Raw genomic sequence first — 17914 nt, forward strand, 5'->3', positions numbered from 1 at the left:
GTCCGCCCTGCCGCCCTGCTCAGGACCGGGTGAGCGCGGTGACGTGGAGCGTTCGGTACCCCTCCGCCGTGCAGGTGCGCAGCCCGTTCACCTCCAGGAAGACGGACTCGCGGCGCCCCGGCAGGTACACCCGCAGGCTGTCGGCCCCGCCCGGCCGGCACCTGTCCCTCCCGTAGGCGCCGGTGTCCGCCAGCTGCACGACGAAGCTCGCCGCCTCGCCCCGCGCCAGGGTGATCCGCTCGCCGGGCCCGCCGCTCCGCTCGGCGGGGCTGCCCACCCGGGTGCGGTCCGGCCCCTTGGCCAGGGAGACACCGGGGAAGCCCCGGGTGGTGCAGACCGGGCCGTCCGCGTTCACCAGCCGGAGGGTCATGTACCGCGAACCGGCGGCCTGTTCGGAGCGCTGACGGCTCAGGGCGAGGATCGCGCCGGAGCACTGCGGGGTCTTCGGGGCCGCCGGTCCCGTGGCCTCGTCCTCCGGTGGTCCTGAGCTGTCCGAGGGGCGGGGCGAGGGCGTCCGGGCGGGGCCGGAGGAGGACTCCCGGGGGCTCTCCGGGCTCCGGCCGGTGGCGGGCGGGTCGCCGGCGGGGACGACGCGCTCGGCGGGCGGTCCGGTGCCGTCGCCGCCGGAGCCGAAGTGGTCGGAGAGGGTGCCCAGCCTGTCGGTGAGGAACCCGGCGGGCACCGTGACCGTGGCGAGGGCCGCCCCGCAGGCCACCACGGCGACGGTGAGCACCCGGCGCCTGCGCCGCGCCGCGGCCCGGCGGCGGATCCGGGCGAAGGCGCCCGGCGGGGGCGGCAGCGGGGTCGACGGACGAGCGAAGGCCGCCCGGATCTCGGCGGATTCCTCCTGCTCGGCTCCGGGGCCCACGGGGGAGCGGTCCGGCCCGGGCAGGTCGCGGGGGTCCTCAGGAGATGTCATGGATGTCCCTCAATTCCGCTCGCAGCAGCTGTCGTGCGCGGTGGAGGTCGGTCTTGACGCTGCCGCTGCTGCGGCCGAGGACCTCCGCGATCCGGAGCACCGGTAGGTCGGCGTAGTAGTGGAGCAGGACGGGGGTCCGCAGCCGCTTCGGCAGCGACTGGACCAGGTCGCGGATGTCGGTGGCGCTGTCGGCGGGGGACTGCGCCTCCTCCGCGGTGCTGCCGATGCGCTGGAGCGTGCGCCGTTCGCGCTCCGTGCGCCGCCAGTGGTCCTTGATCAGGTTCGAGGCGATCGTGTAGAGGTACGCCCGCGGCTCGTCCACCCGGCCCCAGCGCGACCAGAGCCGGGTGAAGGCCTCGCTCGCGATGTCGTGGGCCAGCGCCTCACTGCCCACCAGGGAGCGGCACCAGCCGGCCAGCCGCGCGTAGAACTCCTCGAAGAGTGCCGCCGCTTCGGTCGATTCCGCCACGCGTACGCCCTGTCCTCCCCGCTGCGCCGGGCAGTCGCCGTCGACCGCGCTCATCCGCCGGTGACACTGGTCCAGCCGCCGTCCGGCCCCCGGCCCACGCCGAGGGTACGCAGCCTGGCGAGCACCGCGGCACTCTGCGCCTCCAGCCAGTCGCACAACTCCCGGAAGGAGACGAAGCGGACCTCGGGAGTGTCCGCGATGTCTTTGAGGAAGAGCTCGACGGCGTCCATGTAGATGCCGCCGTTCCAGGTCTCGAAATGGTTGCCGATGAACAGCGGGGCACGGTTTCCCTCATAGGCGCGCCGGAAACCCGCGCGATAGGCGCCGCGGGCCTCCTCCCGCCAGCGGGCACGGGAGTTGAGGCTGCCGTTGGTCGCGTTCCCCGACTGGTTGGCCATCATGTTGTAGTCCATGGTGAGCACTTCGAAGTCGTGCCCGGGGAAGGGCACCGCCTGGAGCGGGAAGTTCCACAGCCCGCCCAGTTTTCCGGGCCACACCTGGGTGCCGCCGGTGGAGCTGGCGTCGTAGCGCCAGCCGAGCCGCCGCGCGGTCGGCAGCAGATTGCGCTGGCCGAGCAGGCAGGGGGTGCGGCCGCCGACGAGTTCCTTGCGGTAGTCGAAGGGCAGCGGTTCCCCGTCGGTGAATCCGGTGTGGGTCCGCCATTCGGTGACGAAGGAGGTCGCCTGCGCTATCTCCTCGTGCCACATCTGCGGCGACCAGTGGGCCACCGAACCGCTGCCCGAGCAGAAATGCCCGTTGAAGTGCGTGCCGATCTCATGGCCCTCCAGCCACGCCGAACGCACCTGCCGCAGCGTCTCCTTGATATGGCCGTCGCTGAGATAACCGATGTCGGAGGCCCCGACCGGATTGTTCGGCGGCCGGTAGCGGTCCTTCCTCGACTCGGGCAGCAGATAGATCCCGGAGAGGAAGAAGGTCATATGCGCGTCGATCTCCCGCGCGATTTTCCGGAACCGGCCGAAGAGCCCGTCGTCGAGGGCGCCCGCCCCGTCCCAGGAGAGCACCACGAACTGCGGCGGACGCTCGCCCTTCGCCAGCGGCTTCACGGCGGTGCGCCCCGGCTGCTCCCCGGTGTCGGCCGTCGAGCCGTCGCCTATCAGGCGCGGCGCGTCCTCGCTCGGCGAGGACGCGGGGCCGCCGTCCCCCGAGGTGCCGGGCGTGGTTCCCGAGGGGAGGGTGCCGTCCCTGGCATGGCGCGCGAAGGCGTACGTCCCGGCCGCCGCGAGCCCGGCGGTCCCGGCGCCGAGCAGCCCCCGCCGGGTCAGCCCGCCGGAGCGGGAGCTCTCGCGTCCGTGCCTGTTCTGCTGCTGCCTCATGGGTGCTGTCCCTCGGTACGAAGCGGCGCCGACCGCCGAGCGGGGTCGTCCGGTCACTCCTCCGTAGAGCGCATGGCCCCGGCCCGAGTTGTCACAAATGCATAACGGCACTCTCGGTGGCGCATCGGTTACGCACGGTCCGGGGTGTGGGGGTAGGCCCCGTGCGAGCCGTCCGACCGGCCGGATGGTGCTCGCCCGGTCGGCCGAACAGCCCCCAGGACAAGGGCGGATTGAGCCAATGGCCCACTCTTCAGGGCCTCTGTTGAGCCAACGGGTCCCGGGGTGCTATCTGTGGCCCCAGCACGTACTCATCAGGGCGCCGCGTAGAGCGCCGGACGGCAACGAAGCCTCCGGCCCGTGGCGCCCTCGTCGTGCCTGCCCGCCCCATCCCGGCGACGGCAGGCGCGCCACCGACGTCAAAGGGGGCGGCAGACCGCCGTGAAGAGGATGTTCGTGGCTCCGGACCCGGGGCGCCTGAGGCTGCGGACCTCGGTCCGCGCGGTCCTCGGCGTCGGCGCCGCCGTCTGCGTCTCCGAGCTGAGCGGCTTCTCCCTGATCGCCTCGATCACCGCGGGACTCGCCGCGCTGCTCGCGCTCTTCACCGTCCAGGACGCGAGCGTCGGCGCCCAGCGCACGACCACCGCGCTGCTGCCCGCCGCCGGTTTCCCGGTGCTCGCCCTGGCCACCGCCCTGCACGGACTCGCCTCGGCCCGGGACCTCGCCTTCCTCGCCGTCGTCTTCTGCGGGGTCTACGCCCGCCGCTGGGGACCGCGCGGCCACGCGCTCGGGATCTTCGCCTTCATGAACTTCTTCATGGCGCAGTTCCTGCACGCCGTCCCCGCCCAACTGCCCGAGCTGTACGCCGCCATCGGCCTCGCCCTGCTCGCCGCCGGAGCCGTGCGCTTCCTGCTCTGGCCCGTCGAGCGGCGCACCCCGCCCGCCGCGCCGCCGCCCGCCCTGCCCGGCACCGGCCTGGCCCGGCCCACCACCCGGCAGGCCTTCCAGGCCACCGCGGCCTGCGCGGTCGCGCTCGCCCTCGGCCAGGCCTTCTCCGAGGAGCGCTGGTACTGGGCCGTGGGCACCGTCTGGTGGACCTTCGTCAACACGGCCTCCCGGGGCGAGACGCTGGTCCGCGGCTTCCGCCGGGTCCTCGGCACCGTGATCGGCATCGCCGTGGGCCTGCTCGTCGCCGTACCGCTGCACGGCGCCCCGGCCCCGAGCGCGGCCCTGGTCGCCCTCTGCGTCTTCGGGATCTTCTACACCGCCGCCGTCTCGTACTCCTGGATGATGCTCGCGGTCACCGTCATGGCCGGTCTGCTCTACGGGCTCCTCGGGGTGCTCGACCACCACCTGCTGGTGCTCCGCCTCGTCGAGACCGCGGTGGGCGCGGTGGCCGCCGGGCTCGCCGTGCTGCTCGTCCTGCCCGTGACCACCCACGCCACCAACCACGCCTGGATCCAGCGCGCCCTCGGCTGCGTGCACGCCGCCACGGCCGCGGCGACCGCCCGGCTCTCCCACGACCCCGCGGCCGACCCGGCCCCGCACGCCGCCGAGCTGGAACTCCTCCTCGGCCGGGTACGCCTCGCGCTCGCCCCGCTCGTCCACCCGCTGAGCCCCTTCCGCGCCCGCAAGGCCCGGGCCCGCCAGGTCATCGCGCTGCTCGACGACTGCGCCCGCGAGGTGCGCGGCCTCGTCGCCGTCTCCGCCGACCCGGTCGCCTCGCACGACGTCCGGCTGACCGCCGCCTGCTGGCGCGTGGAGGCGGCCGCCGAGGCGCTCACCGCCGGCGAGACCGGGCTCGACCGCGCGGTCGCCGAGGCCCGCGAGACGCGCCAGGGCGCCGGCGGCGACACCGCCCTGGTCCATCTGCACGGTCTGGAGAAGGCCCTCGCGGAGCTGGCGGCACCGCTGCTCACCGCCCCGCGCTCCTGAACCCGGACCCACCCGACCGGGCGTGAACGGCACGGCCCCGGGCCCGGCCCGCTGTTAGCGTCGGCCCCCGGAAGCAGGCGAGCGGAAGGGGTTGCCGTGGCAGCGGGCGAGGGACAGGGCGGGTACGCCTACATCGGGTCGTTCACCACCGCGGGCGGCGCGGGCATCACCGAGGCGGCCGTCGACCCGGACACCGGCGCGCTCACCGTCCTCGCCACCACCGACGCGGTGGCCGACCCCTCGTACCTCGCGCTCTCGGCCGAGGGCGGCCTCCTGTACGCCGTCAGCGAGAGCGAGGAGGGCGCGGTGGCCGCCTTCCGCACCGGGGGGCTCGAAGCGGCCGGACGCCCGGTGCCGGTCCACGGCAGCGGCCCCACCCACCTCACCCGCTACGCCGGGCATCTGCTGACCGCCAACTACGTCTCGGGCAGCGTCTCGGCGGTGCCGCTGACCGCCGAGGGCACCCCCGGCCCCGAGGTCTCGGGGGTGCTCCGGTACGAGGGCTCGGGCCCGCACCCGCAGCGCCAGCAGGGGCCGCACGCCCACCAGGTGGTGGCCGCCCCCGGCGGGCGCTGGGCGCTCGGTGTCGACCTCGGCACCGACTCCGTCCACGTCTTCACGCTCGACGCGGCCGGTGCGCCGCTGCCGCACCGGGAGACCGCGCTGCGCCCCGGCTCGGGCCCGCGCCACCTGGCCTTCCACCCGGCCGGGGAGATCGTCTACGTGGTCAACGAACTCACCCCGAGCCTCACCGTCTGCCGCTGGGACGCCGCCGGGGGCCGCCTGCGGCCGCTCGGCGAGGCCGCCCTGCTGCCGCACGCGCCCGCCGGGGACGCGCTGGCCTCCGAGGTGGTGGTCGCGCCGGACGGACGGTTCCTGTGGGTGTCCACCCGGGGCGAGGACGTGATCTCGCTCTTCAACGTCTCGGCCGACGGCGAGCGCCTCTCACTGGTCGGCACCGTCCCCTGCGGCGGGCACTGGCCCCGCGAACTGGCCCTCTCGCCCTCCGGCCGCCACCTCTACACCGCCAACGAACGCTCGGGCAACGTCGCCTGGTTCACCGTCGACCAGGACAGCGGAGTACCGCAGCACAGCGGGTCCCTCGACACTCCCGCGCCGTCCTGCGTGATCTTCGGCTGAGCTGAGTTGGGCTGGGTTGAGCTGGGTTGAGCTTGGCCGTGCCGGGCTGAGCTGGGCTGGGCTGAGCCGGGTCCCGGGTTCTCCGCGACCGGGAAACGGGGGAACGGAGAGGCGGAGAGGCGGGGGAACGACGGAGATGCGGAGAGGCGGGGGAACGGGGGAGCAGGGGAACGTGCGAAAGGCCTCTCCCCGGTCTGCGAAGGGCCCCTCCCCGGCCGGATCACCTGATCCCGGCGGGAAGGGGCCCTTCGGCCGCGTGGCGGCCCGGCCGTCAGTGGCTGGGCGCGCCCGTCGGCTGCTGCGGCGTGATGCCCAGCGCCGTCGCGTACTTCTGCAGGGCCAGCTTGCCGATGGCCGGGTAGGCGCCGAGCGGCTCGGCCGTACCGCAGCCCGCCTCGGTAGCTGCCGAGGCCAGCAGGCTCTCGTCGATCTCGGGGCCGATCAGGTACGGGGCGAGCGCCAGCTGGGCCGAGCCCGAGGAGCGCAGCTGCTCCGCGGTGGCCGCGATCGAGCCCTCCTGGTCCAGCGCCGCGGCCATCACCGGTACCGCGAGCCGGGCGGCCAGGAGCATGCCCGTGATACCGGCCGCCTGGGCCGCGTCCTCGCCGCCCACCGAGGCGAGGATGATGCCGTCGGCGGCCGTGGCCACGGTGAACAGCCGCGCCCGGTCGGCCCGCGCGAGACCGGCCTCGGAGAGGCGTACGTGCAGCGCCTCGGCGAGCAGCGGGTGCGGGCCGAGCACCTCGGTCAGCTCGGCGGCCGTACGGCTGTCGTTGACCGCCTGCCGGATCCGGCGGAGCAGCGCGCCGTCAGGACCCGCGAGCAGCGGCACCACGACCGCGACGGGGCCGTCGGGCGCCGGCTCCTCGGAACCGGCGGCGCGGGCCAGTTCCCAGCGCGCGGTGCGCTCCTGCGCGGTCTGCGCGAGCACCGTCTGCAGCGTCGGGAACTCCGCGTCGTCACCGTCGAGGTACCCGATCCGACCGTCGAGACCGGGCAGCTCGGAGCGCGCGATGCTCACGACCTCCTCGGCGAGGCTCCGGGTGGCCGCGCTCGGCGTCCCCGGCACCGCGAGGACGAAGGAGGGCGCGCCCTCGGGCGCCACCACGGGTTCCGGGCGGCGGTGCCGACCGGGCTGGCGGGGTCGCGGCATTCGTACGGGCAGGCCGTTGGAGGGCCCAGTGGGGGAGCTCATGGCGCCGCATGCTACTGGCTGACCGGCCGCTCTTGTTCGGGGAGGGTACGGGTGCGCGGCATATGCCCGTTATTTCCTTTGCAAGGGGAGTGCGTACGTCCCCTGGCGCTTTGGTCATGAGGCGGCGCGCGGCGGCGGCCGGACGCGCGAAGGCGGCCCGCGTACCACCGCGGGCGGATTTCGCGCCGCTGCCGGGACTGGTTCGGCGGCGCCTGGGCTCAGGCCCCCGCCACCCAGAGCATGCGTCCGTCCCGGGGCAGCGCGAGGTCCCCGGCGGCGGCTCCGAGTCCGAGCCGCAGGGCGCCCTCCAGCGGGTCGCCCGCCGCGGGGACCAGGCGTACCTGCGGCAGGAGCTGCGCCACATGGGCGCGCAGCGGGGCCAGGAGGGGTTCGCCGAGGCGGAACAGGCCGCCGGTGAGGGCGACTTCGGGGTGCGGGCGCTCGCTGGGCGCCTCCTCCGGTGTCACCGCCGCCGCGGCCTCCGCCAGGTGCAGCGCGGCGGCGTCGAGGATGGCGGCGGAGACCGAGTCGGCGGCGGCGCAGGCGGCGACCTCGGGGGCGAAGGAGGCCAGGGCGGCGGGCCGGTCGGTACGCGGGTAGAGCTTGCCGGGCAGCTCGGGCGCGGGGCCGAAGACCGCCTCGGCGCGTTCCAGGAGGGCCGGGGAACCGCCGCGGCGCCCGTCGTGGGCGCGCATCGCCGCCTCCAGGCCCGCGCGGCCGATCCAGGCGCCGCCGCCGCAGTCGCCGAGCAGATGGCCCCAGCCGTCGGCCCGCCGCCAGCGGGTGAGGTCGGTGCCGAGCGCGACCATGCCGGTGCCCGCGGCGAGCACCGCCCCGGCGCCGAGCCCGAGCGCGCCGGTGTAGGCGGTCACCGCGTCCGCCGCGAGGACCAGCCGCTCGGTGCCGAACTCCCGCCGTACGGCGGCCGGGAGCACGGCCCGCAGATCGTCCCCGAGGCTCGCCATCCCGGCCGCGCCGACGGCCACCGCGCTGAGGTGCCCGGCGCCCGCCCGTTCCAGGAGCGCGCCGCTGAGCGGGAGCAGGAGCTCCAGGAGGTGCCCGGCGTCGATGCCCGCCTCGGCGGTGCGCACCGGGACCGAGGTGCGCAGCGGCTCGCTGCGGCTGCCGTCGTCCGCGGCGAGGGCGGCCCGCAGACCCGATCCGCCCGAGTCGACACCGAGCACCCAGCGCGGACCGGGGCCGGTCACGAGAGCCGCCAGTCGACGGGTTCGGCGCCCTGGCGGGCGAGCAGGTCGTTGACGCGGCTGAACGGGCGGGAGCCGAAGAAGCCGCGGTCCGCGGACATCGGCGAGGGGTGCGAGGACTCGATGGACGGCAGGTCCCCGAGCAGCGGGCGCAGATTGCGCGCGTCACGCCCCCACAGGACGGAGACCAGGGGCCCGCCCCGCTCCGCGAGCGCCCGGATGGCCTGCTCGGTGACCTCCTCCCAGCCCTTGCCGCGGTGTGCGGCCGGGCGGCGCGGCGCGGTGGTCAGCGCCCTGTTGAGCAGCAGGACGCCCTGCTCGCTCCAGGGGGTGAGGTCGCCGCTGGCGGGCATCCGGTGGCCGAGGTCGGCCTCCAGCTCCCGGAAGATGTTGATCAGGCTGCCGGGCAGGGGTCTGACCTCCGGGGCCACCGAGAAGGAGAGCCCGACGGCATGTCCCGGTGTGGGGTAGGGGTCCTGACCGACGATCAGCACCCGTACGTCCTCGAAGGGTTGCTGAAAGGCGCGCAGGACGTGCTGTCCCGCCGGGAGATAGGTCCGGCCCGCGGCGATCTCGGCGCGCAGGAAGTCGCCCATCGCGGCGATCCTCCCGGCGACGGGCTCCAGGGCCTTCGCCCAGCCGGCTTCGACGATGTCGTGCAAGGGTCGTGCTGCCACGGGGCGCCACTCTAGCGGTGTCCGGGCGCGGTGGATCAACCGACGGCCACGGCCCGCACCCCGCGTGTGCACTGGACCGGTGGCCCAACCACCCTCATCGGCCCGCCTGTTGGGTCCCGCCGCCCGCCGAGTGCAGGCGCGCCGCCAGCTCGGCCACGGTGGCGGGCCCCACCCGGCAGCAGCCGCCGACCAGCCGGGCCCCGGCGCGCACCCACTCCGGGGCGAGCGCGGCCGACATCCGCGCCGGGCCGCGCCAGCGGGCCGCCGAGGGGTCCCAGTCCTCGCCGCTGTTGGGGTAGACGACCACGGGTTTGCCGGTGATCCGGGCGGCGAGCGCCACGGCGGGCCCGGCGTCCTCGGGGGTACAGCAGTTGACGCCGACCGCGAAGACCTCCGGCGCCTCGGCGGCCAGCGCGAAGGCCTCGGTGAGCGGCTGCCCGGCGCGGGTGCGCTCCCCGGCGACGGTGTACGAGAGCCACGCCGGGACCCCGAGCCCGCGCACCGCCCGCAGCATCGCCTCCGCCTCCTCGGTGTCCGGCACCGTCTCCAGGGCGAGGGCGTCGGGCCCCGCCGCGGCCAGCACTTCGAGCCGCGGCCGGTGGAAGCGTTCCAGGGCGCCGGCGCTGAGCCCGTACCGCCCCCGGTACTCCGCGCCGTCGGCGAGCACCGCCCCGTACGGCCCGGCCGAGGCCGCCACCCAGCGCCGTCTGCCGGGCCCGGCGAGCCGGGCGGCCTCCCGGGCGAGGCGGACGCTGGAGGCCATCAGCGCCGCGGCCTCGGCGCGGTCGGCCCCGCGGCGGCCGAAGCCCTCGAAGGAGGCCTGGTAGCTCGCGGTCAGGACGACATCGGCGCCCGCGCGGACGTACGCGAGGTGGGCCTCGGTGAGCGCCTCGGGCCGGTCGGCGAGCAGCCGCGCCGACCAGAGCGCGTCGCCGAGGTCGTGCCCGGCGGACTCCAGCTGGTTCGACAGCCCGCCGTCGAGGACCAGCGGCCCCCGGGCGAGCGCTTCGGGCAGTGTGCGCACCTCGTCCACCCCTCCGAAGCTAGTGCAGTCCGCGAGTCCGCGAGTCCGCGAGTCCGCGAGTCCGCGAGTCCGCGAGTCCGCGAGTCCGCGAGTCCGCGAGTCCGCGAGTCCGCGAGTCCGCGAGTCCGCGAGTCCGCGAGTCCGCGAGTCCGCGAGCCCGCGAGCCCGTGTCTCCGTAAGTCCGCGAGCCCCTGAGCCCTGAGCCCCGAGCCCGGCCCCGGTCAGCGCGCCGCGAGGTACTGGTCCGGTACGCGCACCTCGCCGCCGAGTTCGCGCGCCGCACGCCGCGCCCAGTAGGGCTCGCGCAGCAGGGCGCGGCCCAGGAGCACGGCGTCCGCCTGCCCGTCGGCGAGGATCGCCTCGGCCTGCGCGGGCTCGGTGATCAGGCCCACCGCGGCGACCGGGAGGCCGGTCTCGGCCCGTACCCGGGCGGCGAAGGGGACCTGGTAGCCGGGGGCGACGGGGATGCGGACGCCGGAGGCGTTGCCCCCGCTGGAGACGTCGAGCAGGTCGACGCCGTGCCGGGCGAGCACCGCGGCGAGGCGCACGGTGTCCTCGGGCGTCCAGCCGTTCTCCGCCAGCCAGTCGGTGGCGCTGATCCGGAAGAACAGCGGCTTGTCCGCGGGCCATTCGGCGCGTACCGCGTCGACCACCTCCAGGGCGAGGCGGCTGCGGCCCTCGAAGGAGCCGCCGTAGGCGTCCGTCCGGTGGTTGCTGTGCGGGGAGAGGAACTCCCCGATGAGGTAGCCGTGCGCGCCGTGGATCTCCACCACGTCGAATCCGGCCTCCCGCGCCCTCCGTGCCGAGGCGGCGAACTGGCCGGTGATATCGCGGAGTTGATCGACCGTCAGCTCGGCCGGGACCGGGTGTCCCGCGGCGAAGGGCAGCGGGCTCGGGCCGAGCGGCTGCCAGCCCCCGGCCTCGGGGCCGAGCGGTGCGCCGCCCCGCCACGGGCGGTCGGTGGAGGCCTTGCGCCCGGCGTGGGCGAGCTGGACGCCCGGGACGGTGCCCTGGTCGCGCAGGAAGCGGGCGATCCGCGCGAAGGCCTCCTGCTGGGTGTCGTTCCACAGGCCGAGGTCGGCGGGGGAGATGCGGCCCTCGGGGCTGACGGCCGTCGCCTCCACCAGGACCAGGCCGGTGCCGCCCGCGGCCCGGGCCCCGTAGTGGGTGAAGTGCCAGTCGTGCGGCGCCCCCGTCAGCGGACCCGAGGTCTCGGCGCTGTACTGGCACATCGGGGCCATCCAGATCCGGTTCGGGATGGTCAGCGAGCGCAGGGTCCAGGGCGCGAAGAGCTTGCTCACAGGCGGACTCCATGACGTACGGGCACGTGGGCAGGGCCTTGCGGCGCGCTCACGGCGGGGGCGGGCGACTGCTCGTACGATATTCCTCGTAGTACGGTGAATGTCAAACTACGAAGATCCTCGTATCATGGCGGACGTCCCTGCGGCGGAGGCGCGGCCCGCGTCCCGCACGGCGGGTGCCGCCCGCCGGAAGACCCTCAGGAGCCCTCGTGACCACCGCCCCGACCGCCCGTACGCTGCCGCACCCGGAGCGGGAGGCGCTGCGTCTGGAAGCGGTGCTGCACGCCCTCGCAGATCCGGTACGGCTGCGAGTGGTACGTGAACTGGCCGTCAGCGAGGAGGAGTTGCCCTGCTCCTACTTCGACCTCCCGGTCACCAAGTCGACCACCACCCACCACTTCCGGGTGCTGCGGGAGAGCGGGGTCATCCGGCAGACCTACCGGGGCACGGCGAAGGTGAGCGAGCTGCGCCGTACGGATCTGGAGGCGGCCTTTCCCGGGCTGCTCGACAGCGTCCTGCACTCCGCCGCGCGGCAGGAGCGGCGGCTCGGCTCCGGCTGAGCGGCGCCTCGCGGGACCGGTAGCCGGACGCCCGCCCGAGCTCGGCGGCGGGCCGGTGCCTGTACGCGGGCCGGTGCGGGTGCGCGGGGTCAGGACGGTGCCGAGCGGGCCGTCGACCAGAGGGTGGGCCAGTCGCCGATCTTCACCGGGCCGCGGCCGAGCGAGGCGCCGAGTTCCGCCTCCGCGCGCTCGATGGCCTGCCAGCCCGCCCAGTCCACGGGGTCGAGGCCCTCGGCGCGCAACTGCCCCAGGGGATCGGGGAGTTCACCCCGTGCCAGCAGCAGGTCCGCGTCCGCCACCAGGGAGCGTACGGTCTCCTTCGCGCAGGGCTTGTTGGTGCCGATCACCCCGGTCGGGCCCCGCTTGATCCACCCTGCGACGTACTCGCCCGGCGCGGCCCGCCCGTCCCGCAGCACCCGGCCCGCCTCGTGCGGCACGGTGCCCGTGGCCGGGTCGAAGGGCAGCCCCTCCAGGGCGAGGCCCCGGTAGCCCACCGAGCGCAGCAGCAGCTGGGCGGGTACGTCCTCGTAGCGGCCGGTGCCGACGACCCCGCCGCCGTCCGCGGGCGCGGTGCGCTCGAAGCGGACCCCGCTCACCCTGCCCTCGGCGCCGAGCACCTCCGCGGGCCGCAGGAAGAAGCGCAGCCGGATCCGCCGGGGGCTGTCGCCGGGCGGCCGGGTGGACCACTCGCGCAGCACCTCGACATTGCGCCGCCGGGCCGCGGGGAGGCCGGAGGGGTCCCGGAAGTCCGGGTCGAGGGCCAGCTCGGCGGGGTCGACCAGGATCTCGGTGTCCGGCAGCGCGCCCAGCTCGCGCAGCTCCTTGGTGGTGAAGCGGGCGCCCGAGGGTCCCCGGCGGCCGACCATCTGCACCTCGCGCACATGGCCGCCGCCGAGCGCGGAGAGCGCGGCCTCGGGCATGTCGGTGGCGCGCAGTTCGGCCGTGCCGCGCGAGAGGATCCGGCTCACGTCGACCGCGACATTGCCGACGCCGACGACCACCGCGGTGTCCACGTCCCGGACGAAGTCCTGGGCCAGGGAGTCGGGATGGGCGCTGTACCAGGAGACGAACTCGGTCGCCGACCAGCTGCCGACCAGGTCCTCGCCGGGCACCCCGAGCCTGCGGTCGGCCGCCGCGCCGACGCAGTAGACGACGCCCTGGTACAGCTCGCGCAGCCGGGCCGGGCTCACCCCCCGCGGGCCGACCTCGACGCCGCCGAGGAAGCGCACCCGCTCGTCCTCCAGGACCCGGCGCAGATTGTTCTGGAGCGACTTGATCTTCTCGTGGTCGGGGGCGACGCCGTAGCGGACCAGGCCGTAGGGGCAGGGCAGCCGGTCCAGTACGTCGACCCGGACTCCGGGCAGCCGGTCCTGTTCGAGGAGGGAGGCGGCGGTGTAGACCCCGCTGGGCCCGGAACCGACGACGGCGATGTACGGCACGGGCAGCTCCTCGCGCGAAGGGCCAGGGCACCTTCAGCATGGCACCGCTCGCGCTCCCTGGGGAGGCCCGGTGCACAGCCGGTCACCGCGGGCGTACGGCGGGTGGTTCAGCCGGGCGGCTGCTCCCAGTCCTTCTCGCCCGCCTCGGGGCTGGAGTCGAAGAAGCGGGTGAAGTCCGAGGCGCGGTTCCTGGCGGAACGGTTCGGCGACTCGGCGACCGGCGGATTGCCCTGGCTCCAGTCGAGGCCGTAGCGCTGGAAGAGCTCGGCCCGCAGGGTGCCGGCCGGCATCGGCGCCCCGGGCAGCAGCACCGCGAAGACCGCGCCCATCAGCAGGGCCCGCAGCAGCGGGTACTCGACCGCCGGGTTCTCGACCCCGTAGCGGCTCATGGTGTCCCGCAGCAGTTCGGCGAGCCGCTGCTGCTCCGCGCACTGCACGAAGCCCTCCGGGTGCAGGATGCCCGCCATGTGCGTGCGCATCAGCACGGGGTGGTCGTGCGCGAGGCCGAGGATCGCGTCGATGGCGCGGGCCAGGCGCTCGCGCCCGTCCTCCGTCTTCGGCTCCTGTTCGAGGGCGGCCTCCAGGGTGCGGTGCATGAGCCGGTGCACCGCGGACTGCAGGAGCTGCCGCTTGCCGGGGAAGTAGTACGAGACCAGTCCGCGGGCGGATCCGGCCCGATCGGCGATGTCACCCAACGTGGTTGCGTCGTAACCCCGCTCGCTGACCAGCTCCACCGTCGCCTGGAGCAGTCGCTCCCGGGAACGCCGACGCAACTCTTCATTGACCGATGCGCTGCGCGGGGACATCCTGTAACTCCTGCGTTGACTGGCTCCCAGCCAATATACTCAGGAGCGCGGAACGGGGAACCTCCGGGTTCCCTGGTTCCGATGCCGCTGCCTGCCTCGGGCGACACGGGGGATCGTCCGGGTCGGGCGGCGGCGGGACGGCCTGTGACAGGCAGCACCGCGGGGGAGTGTTGCCTGTCACGGGACGTCTCCCGTCCCGCGCCCGCGCGGGCCCGCTCTCTGCTCGCCGGTTCTCCGCGGCCTCCTTACAGTGGGACGCGGGGGCCGAGGAGGTGTGGAGACGTGGATCAGGAACAGATCCTCGGCCGTATCGCGGCCATGGTCGACGACGAGCGCAAGCTACGGGACTCCCTGTCGGCCGACAAGGGTGACGGCACCGCCCAGCGCGCCCAGTTGCAGAACGTGGAGCGCGAACTCGACCAGTGCTGGGACCTGTTGCGCCAGCGCCGGGCCAAGTCCGAGTACGGCGAGAACCCCGACGAGGCCCGCGTCCGGCCGTCCTCCCAGGTGGAGGGGTACGAGTCCTGAGCCGTCCGGCGCCGTCGAACTCGCCGTGACAGCAGGGGCGTTGGGGCGCCGGCCCGGCAGCCGGCTCAGTCGAGGTGGGCCAGCACCGCGCGCAGGGCACCCGGCCGCTCCGCGACGGGCAGATGGTCCACGAAGTGCACCGCGCAGCCGAGCGCGGCGGCCCCGCCGTCGGCCCGGCGGTCGTCGCCGACCATCAGCAGCTCCGCGGGCGCGAGGCCGAGTCCCGCGCAGGCCGCCCGGAACAGCCGGGCGTCGGGCTTCTGCACCTCGTGCTCGAAGGAGAGCGTGTACGTGTCCACGTGGGCGTCCAGCCCGTGCGCGCGGAAGACCGGCCGCAGGTCCCAGCCGATATTGCTGACCACGCCCGTCGCCACGCCCGCCGCGCGCAGCCGCTCCAGGACCTCCAGGGCGTCCGGGTAGGGCCGCCAGGCCTCCGGTGCCATATGCCGCTCGTAGAGGACCTCGTGCAAGTCCGGTTCCGGCAGCGGGACTTGGCGGGACAGGCCGAGGTACGCGGCGCGGTGCAGGGCGGCGCTCTCGTCGCGCCGCTCCCACAACTCGCCGAGGTCCGGCGGGACCCGCCGCGGCGAGGCACCGCCGGGCAGCGCACCCGCCGCCTCCAACTGCCCTGCCAGCCGCGCCACTTCGCCCTCGGTCAGGCGGATCCCGCGGGCAGCGAGCCCGGCCCTGAGCCAGGATTCGGTGGACTCGACACGGAAGAGGGTCCCGGAGAAGTCGAAGAGCACGCCCTTGATTGCCATGGGGTGATCCTTTTCGCCGGGGGCGCGATCGGTCAACACCGCCGGTCGCTCACGCCCCGCTGGCGCCTCGACTCCCGTGCCGCGGTGCGCCGTCCACCGTCTGCCGCGGTACGCCGTTCATCCCCGCGTCCGCTCGCCGAGCAGCCGGGAGCCCAGCGCCCCGGCGGTCAGTACGGCGAGGGTGCCGAGGAGCCAGCCGCCCAGGACGTCGGTGGGCCAGTGCACCCCGAGCCACACCCGGGTCACCCCGACGCCGAGTACCGAGACCACCGCCCCGATCAGCGCCCAGCGCCGTACCGTGCCGCTCGCCCCGTAGTGGTGCAGCAGCCAGAGCAGGGCGCCGCAGACCACCGTGGCGGTCATCGCGTGGCCGGAGGGGAAGGCGGCGTAGTGGGCGTGGTCCACCGGGCGCGGCAGCACCGGGCGCGGCCGGTCGACGGCGGCCTTGAGCGCCTGCTGGACCAGGGCGCCGCCGAGGCAGGTCAGCCCCAGCCACAGGGCCGGACGCCAGCCGCGGTACCGCAGCAGCCACAGGACGACGGCCGCGCACAGCGCGCGCAGCGTCCAGGTGTCCCAGACCCAGTCGGAGAGCAGCCGCTGCACCGCGGTGAGCTGGTCGTACTCCAGGGCCCAGTCGTGCCAGGTCCGCACCACCGACTCGTCGGCGTCCATCAGGGGCCGCCATTCGGCCGCGACGAGAACCAGCAGGAGGACCGCCGCGGCCAGCAGGGCGGTCTCACCCGCTCTGCGCGCGAGGGTGCGGGCCGGGGGCCGGGCGGGGGTGGGCGACGCCGAAGACATGCCGCCGATCGTCGCTCAGAGTCGGGGCCCCTGGCCAGTGCGCCGGGGGCGCGCCGTCAGCCCAGGGTGCGCAGCGCGGGGACGAAGGTCACCAGGAGCGGCACCACCGGCACCAGGGCGGCGGCCGCCGTGAGCCGCAGCCTGCGGGCCGGTGTCAGCCGGGACTCCGGGGCGAGCAGGCGGTGGATGCGCTGCGGCACCTGGGCGTGCGGCACCGGGCAGGGGCCGAACACCCCGCGGTCCTCGTTGAGTTCGACCAGGGCGAGCGCGGTGGTGAGGCGGCCGAAGCGGCGGGAGGCGACATCGTCGGCGGCGAGCTCCACCAGCCGGTGCATCTGACTGCGGAAGGCCTCGAAGACCGGCACCTGTGGGAAGCCGCTGGCCAGCGCCCCCGAGCAGTGCAGCAGCCAGTCGTGCCGGGCCTGTGCGTGCCCCTGCTCGTGCGCCAGGACCGCGTCCAGCTGGCGCTTGGTCAGCCGGCGCAGCGCGGCGGTGGTGATCACCAGCTGAGGCGCGGCACCCGGCAGCCACCAGGCGTCCGGCCGCTCGCCCTCCAGGACCACGAGCCGGTCGGTGCCCGGCTCCTCGCCCGGCAACAGCGGTGCCCGTACGAGGAGTTCGGCGCGGCGGCGGCCGCGGCCCGAGCGGGCCCGGAAGATCTCCCGGCTCAGCATGGCGGCCGTCCAGGCCCCGCCGCAGGCGAGCAGGACGGCGGTGGTGGCGGCCCAGGGGCCCTCGGTGCCGAGCGCGTAGGCCTCCACGACGGTGGCCGGGGCCGGGGCGAAGAGATTGCCGCGGACCGCCTGCCAGGCCCCGGCGGCGCTGAGCGTCATCGACAGCGCGCAGCACAGCAGGACGGCGGCGACCACGCACTGCCAGACCCAGAGGGCGACCACGGGTTCCCGCTCGGTCCAGTCCGCCCGGGCGAGCAGTCGCGGGGCGAGAGCGGCGATCAGGATGCCGAGCAGCAGCAGTGCCACGGGGACCATCATGGAATCAGCCTATGAGCGGCCCGGCGCCTGTGGATACAACCCGTGGGACTAAGTGACCGACACCACGGCCCGGGTGGCGGACCTCACACCGGCGCCCCGCGCCCCCGGCCGCGCGCACCGCTCGCCCGGCCCGTACCCGTACCGGCGGCGCACCGTGCGCCGGTATCCGCCGCACACCCCGCACCCGTACCGGCCGCACACCCCGCGCACGTACCGCCCTCACATGGCGAGCAGCATCGCGAGCATGCCGAGGCCCATGGACAGCCTGCACACCTGGGCGAGTTCGGGGCGGTCGCCCCAGGCGGCGGTCCCGGAGACCGGCACGGCCGCGGCGGCGGGCAGCAGCCGGGCGCCGCTCCAGAGCACATAGCCGGTGAAGTACAGGAGCAGGGCGCCCGTCAGGTACGGGAGCCCGGCCGCCGCGTGGGCGGCGTGCGCGCCCGGTGGCCGCGCGGCCATCGCCACCGCCATGTAGGCCATGGCGCCGCTGCCCACGAGGTGGTGGAGGTGGTGCCGCTCCCGCCGCGCGGACCAGGCGTGCCGCAGGGCCAGCGCCGCGAAGACCAGAGCGGCGCAGGACCAGGCCCCGCGGCCGGGCGAGAGCACCGAGGCGGGCACGGCCATCGCGGCCATCCCCGCGCCCATCACGGCCTCGGCACCGGCGGCCCGGCGCTGGGCCGCGACCCCGCTGCGCATCCGCAGCAGGCAGTACGCCCCGGCCGCGAGGCAGACGGCCACCAGCAGCCAGGCAGCGGACGCCGGTCCGTGCACCGCGCACCTCCCCCTCGCAGAACACCGGGCACTCCGCCGTAAAGCGGGGCGGAGCCCATG

The 17914-nt window shown here is 75.3% G+C and carries 18 protein-coding genes; 4 read left to right on the forward strand and 14 right to left on the reverse strand.

The window, feature by feature from the left end; translation table 11 throughout:
* Nucleotides 1–19: 19 nt before the first annotated feature.
* From MID12_RS30700 to MID12_RS30710, 3 genes are read right to left on the reverse strand one after another with little or no spacing between them, the layout of a single operon-like run.
* Nucleotides 20–919, reverse strand: a complete 900-nt coding sequence (locus MID12_RS30700) for a DUF4232 domain-containing protein (protein WP_263172372.1) — start codon at nt 917–919, stop codon at nt 20–22.
* Entirely contained in the window at nt 906–1388 is a 483-nt protein-coding gene (locus tag MID12_RS30705) for an RNA polymerase sigma factor (RefSeq protein ID WP_040255343.1), read from the reverse strand. Before MID12_RS30705 ends, MID12_RS30700 begins: the two co-directional genes overlap by 14 nt.
* A gap of 50 nt (nt 1389–1438) precedes the next feature.
* Entirely contained in the window at nt 1439–2722 is a 1284-nt protein-coding gene (locus MID12_RS30710; RefSeq protein ID WP_263172373.1) for a hypothetical protein, read from the reverse strand.
* Between the two features lie 447 nt (nt 2723–3169).
* Here MID12_RS30710 and MID12_RS30715 point away from each other — a divergent pair, with 447 nt between their 5' ends.
* Together MID12_RS30715 and MID12_RS30720 are read left to right on the forward strand one after the other, a co-directional pair.
* Nucleotides 3170–4654: an FUSC family protein gene (locus tag MID12_RS30715; RefSeq protein ID WP_263173553.1), complete on the forward strand. Its 1485-nt coding sequence runs from the start codon at nt 3170–3172 to the stop codon at nt 4652–4654.
* Nucleotides 4655–4750: 96 nt separating this feature from the next.
* Nucleotides 4751–5794 (forward strand): lactonase family protein, encoded by a 1044-nt coding sequence (locus MID12_RS30720; RefSeq protein WP_040255345.1) that lies wholly within the window; start codon nt 4751–4753, stop codon nt 5792–5794.
* A gap of 271 nt (nt 5795–6065) precedes the next feature.
* Here MID12_RS30720 and MID12_RS30725 read toward each other — a convergent pair whose 3' ends face one another.
* The 5 genes from MID12_RS30725 to MID12_RS30745 form a co-directional block, all read right to left on the reverse strand.
* Complete coding sequence (locus tag MID12_RS30725; RefSeq protein ID WP_078845315.1) at nt 6066–6989, reverse strand: sirohydrochlorin chelatase; 924 nt, start codon at nt 6987–6989, stop codon at nt 6066–6068.
* Between the two features lie 218 nt (nt 6990–7207).
* Complete coding sequence (locus MID12_RS30730) at nt 7208–8197, reverse strand: N-acetylglucosamine kinase (protein ID WP_040255347.1); 990 nt, start codon at nt 8195–8197, stop codon at nt 7208–7210.
* A complete protein-coding gene (locus MID12_RS30735) occupies nt 8194–8871 on the reverse strand; it encodes a uracil-DNA glycosylase (RefSeq protein ID WP_040255348.1) in 678 nt (225 codons plus the stop codon). The genes MID12_RS30730 and MID12_RS30735 overlap by 4 nt, the downstream gene beginning before the upstream one ends.
* A 94-nt stretch (nt 8872–8965) precedes the next feature.
* Entirely contained in the window at nt 8966–9904 is a 939-nt protein-coding gene (gene mmuM / locus MID12_RS30740) for a homocysteine S-methyltransferase (protein ID WP_263172377.1), read from the reverse strand.
* A 212-nt stretch (nt 9905–10116) separates the two neighbouring features.
* Entirely contained in the window at nt 10117–11196 is a 1080-nt protein-coding gene (locus MID12_RS30745; protein WP_263172379.1) for an NADH:flavin oxidoreductase/NADH oxidase, read from the reverse strand.
* A 209-nt stretch (nt 11197–11405) separates the two neighbouring features.
* Between MID12_RS30745 and MID12_RS30750 the strand changes: the two genes are divergently transcribed.
* Nucleotides 11406–11756, forward strand: coding sequence for an ArsR/SmtB family transcription factor (locus tag MID12_RS30750; protein ID WP_263172381.1), 351 nt, complete (start codon nt 11406–11408; stop codon nt 11754–11756).
* 89 nt (nt 11757–11845) lie between these two features.
* Here the strand turns inward: MID12_RS30750 and MID12_RS30755 are convergent, their stop codons facing one another.
* Together MID12_RS30755 and MID12_RS30760 are read right to left on the reverse strand one after the other, a co-directional pair.
* Nucleotides 11846–13195 (reverse strand): NADP oxidoreductase, encoded by a 1350-nt coding sequence (locus MID12_RS30755; protein WP_263172382.1) that lies wholly within the window; start codon nt 13193–13195, stop codon nt 11846–11848.
* 107 nt (nt 13196–13302) lie between these two features.
* The gene (locus MID12_RS30760; protein ID WP_040255352.1) at nt 13303–14001 is read right to left on the reverse strand and encodes a TetR/AcrR family transcriptional regulator; all 699 of its coding nucleotides are present in this window, start codon (nt 13999–14001) and stop codon (nt 13303–13305) included.
* Nucleotides 14002–14283: 282 nt separating this feature from the next.
* Between MID12_RS30760 and MID12_RS30765 the strand changes: the two genes are divergently transcribed.
* Nucleotides 14284–14529 (forward strand): DUF2630 family protein, encoded by a 246-nt coding sequence (locus MID12_RS30765; protein ID WP_040255354.1) that lies wholly within the window; start codon nt 14284–14286, stop codon nt 14527–14529.
* A 65-nt stretch (nt 14530–14594) separates the two neighbouring features.
* Here the strand turns inward: MID12_RS30765 and MID12_RS30770 are convergent, their stop codons facing one another.
* From MID12_RS30770 to MID12_RS30785, 4 genes are all read right to left on the reverse strand, one after another.
* Nucleotides 14595–15290 (reverse strand): HAD family hydrolase, encoded by a 696-nt coding sequence (locus MID12_RS30770; protein WP_263172384.1) that lies wholly within the window; start codon nt 15288–15290, stop codon nt 14595–14597.
* Between the two features lie 117 nt (nt 15291–15407).
* On the reverse strand, nt 15408–16091 hold the full coding sequence (locus tag MID12_RS30775; RefSeq protein WP_263172385.1) for a phosphatase PAP2 family protein: 684 nt from the start codon (nt 16089–16091) through the stop codon (nt 15408–15410).
* A gap of 56 nt (nt 16092–16147) precedes the next feature.
* Nucleotides 16148–17083 (reverse strand): M56 family metallopeptidase, encoded by a 936-nt coding sequence (locus tag MID12_RS30780; RefSeq protein WP_263172387.1) that lies wholly within the window; start codon nt 17081–17083, stop codon nt 16148–16150.
* A 219-nt stretch (nt 17084–17302) separates the two neighbouring features.
* Nucleotides 17303–17854: a DUF5134 domain-containing protein gene (locus MID12_RS30785; RefSeq protein ID WP_263172389.1), complete on the reverse strand. Its 552-nt coding sequence runs from the start codon at nt 17852–17854 to the stop codon at nt 17303–17305.
* Between the last annotated feature and the right edge of the window lie 60 nt (nt 17855–17914).

It is taken from the genome of Streptomyces sp. SCSIO ZS0520, assembly GCF_025643355.1.
In the GTDB taxonomy this organism is placed as follows: Bacteria; Actinomycetota; Actinomycetes; order Streptomycetales; family Streptomycetaceae; genus Streptomyces; species Streptomyces physcomitrii.